General features: G+C 54.6%; 1 protein-coding gene and 1 pseudogene. Both read left to right on the top strand.

What is annotated here, in order from left to right; translation table 11 throughout:
• The first annotated feature begins 234 nt into the window (after nucleotides 1-234).
• Complete coding sequence (gene thpD / locus BIS10_RS18705) at nucleotides 235-1,218, top strand: ectoine hydroxylase (RefSeq protein ID WP_253507777.1); 984 nt, start codon at nucleotides 235-237, stop codon at nucleotides 1,216-1,218.
• Nucleotides 1,219-1,346: 128 nt separating this feature from the next.
• A pseudogene (locus BIS10_RS18700) lies at nucleotides 1,347-1,483 on the top strand (isomerase/hydrolase); the annotation flags it as partial.

The following is a 1,483-nucleotide window of genomic DNA, read 5'->3' as shown; positions in this document are numbered from 1 at the left end:
AACGGGCTTGCGAAAGCCAACTTGCACGGGCGAATGATCAAAAAGTGCTCGCTGGCGGTGATAGGGAAAGTGTCGGCGCCGGCTTCACGGATTCAGGTAAATGTCATAACCCACGTTATGAAAGGAGACATCTTAGGTTGCAAGCGCAAGGGTATTAGCTACCCTACCTACTGCGCTGTGTTTCTAAATGAGACACGTTTTAACTGAAGTTTAATCATACAAGGAGTGGATTAGATGACAGTCAGCAATACACCTCTTAATAACGTAACGGCCCATAAGCAGTATAGCGAAATGGCCGATATGCCCTCGACGGGGAACGCAAAGGTAGCGGATGGTTACCCAACGCGTCTTGCCCAAGCGCCCAAATCCCTGACTCAGCCCCGCCGTGATGGGGTAGTGAAAGGGCGTCAACTGCCGGGGCCGCTTACCCAGGCGCAGTTGGACGAGTTTGAGCGCAATGGGTATCTGTTTATCCCCAACCTGATTAGTGGTGAAGAGTTGGAATCGCTATGCCAGGAGATGAACGAGCTGATGAGCAATGATGCCTACCGTGACCAGGACTTCAGCGTTACGGAGCCGCAAAGCCATGAGATTCGTTCGCTGTTTGCGGTTCATAAGCTCTCCGAACGGTTGGGCGCGCTTGCCACCGATGAGCGCTTAGCCGGTGCGGCACGGCAAATTATTGGCGATGACCCTTACGTGCACCAGTCGCGTATTAACTACAAGCCGGGGTTTGCGGGTAAAGGATTTAACTGGCACTCGGATTTTGAAACCTGGCACGCGGAAGATGGCATGCCCAATATGCATGCGGTGAGTGCATCGCTGATCTTGACCGATAACCACGAGTTTAACGGCCCACTGATGCTGATCCCCGGTTCGCACATGGAATTTGTGCCCTGCTTAGGGGAAACGCCAGAGGATAACCATAAAAGCTCGTTGAAAGCCCAAGAGATAGGCGTACCAAGCCCAGAGGCACTGACCCATTTGGTCGGTAAATATGGGATTGATGCACCTAAAGGTAAAGCGGGCGGCCTGCTGCTGTTTGACTGCAACACGCTGCACGCGTCTAACGCCAACCTCTCGCCGGATCCGCGTAGTAACGTGTTTTTCGTGTTTAACCGGCCTGATAACCGCTGTGTAGAGCCATTTGCCGCTCCCAAGCAGCGCCCGCCGTTCTTGGCCCACGGTCCAGATGAGCGCTGGAATCCAGGCGCGTAAACGGGGGGGGGCTGGCCTGCGCCTTGGAAAAGCGGTGGTGGTACTGTGGAACATACGCATAGCTGGGGTAGACTAATGCGCCTGTCGTTGCGAATGCGGCACGCATAATGAGAAGGAGAAGACCCGCCATGCGTTTTGTTCCACAGTTTACCGATGGCCAGGAGTTTCCCCACGCGCTGGGCAAAGTCGTCTGCGTCGGCCGCAATTATGCCGACCACGCCAAAGAGCTGGATAACCCGGTTCCCAGTGAGCCGCTGCTGTTCAT

The organism is Halomonas sp. 707B3, assembly GCF_024158645.1.
Lineage (GTDB): Bacteria > Pseudomonadota > Gammaproteobacteria > Pseudomonadales > Halomonadaceae > Vreelandella > Vreelandella lionensis.
Note: the sequence above shows the minus strand (reverse complement) of the source record. Positions and strands in the feature narration are given on the sequence as shown.

What these genes read in the sequence shown, in the direction of transcription:
- thpD (WP_253507777.1), top strand. Translation starts at nt 235, where the DNA reads ATGACAGTCAGCAATACACCTCTTAATAACGTAACGGCCCATAAGCAG.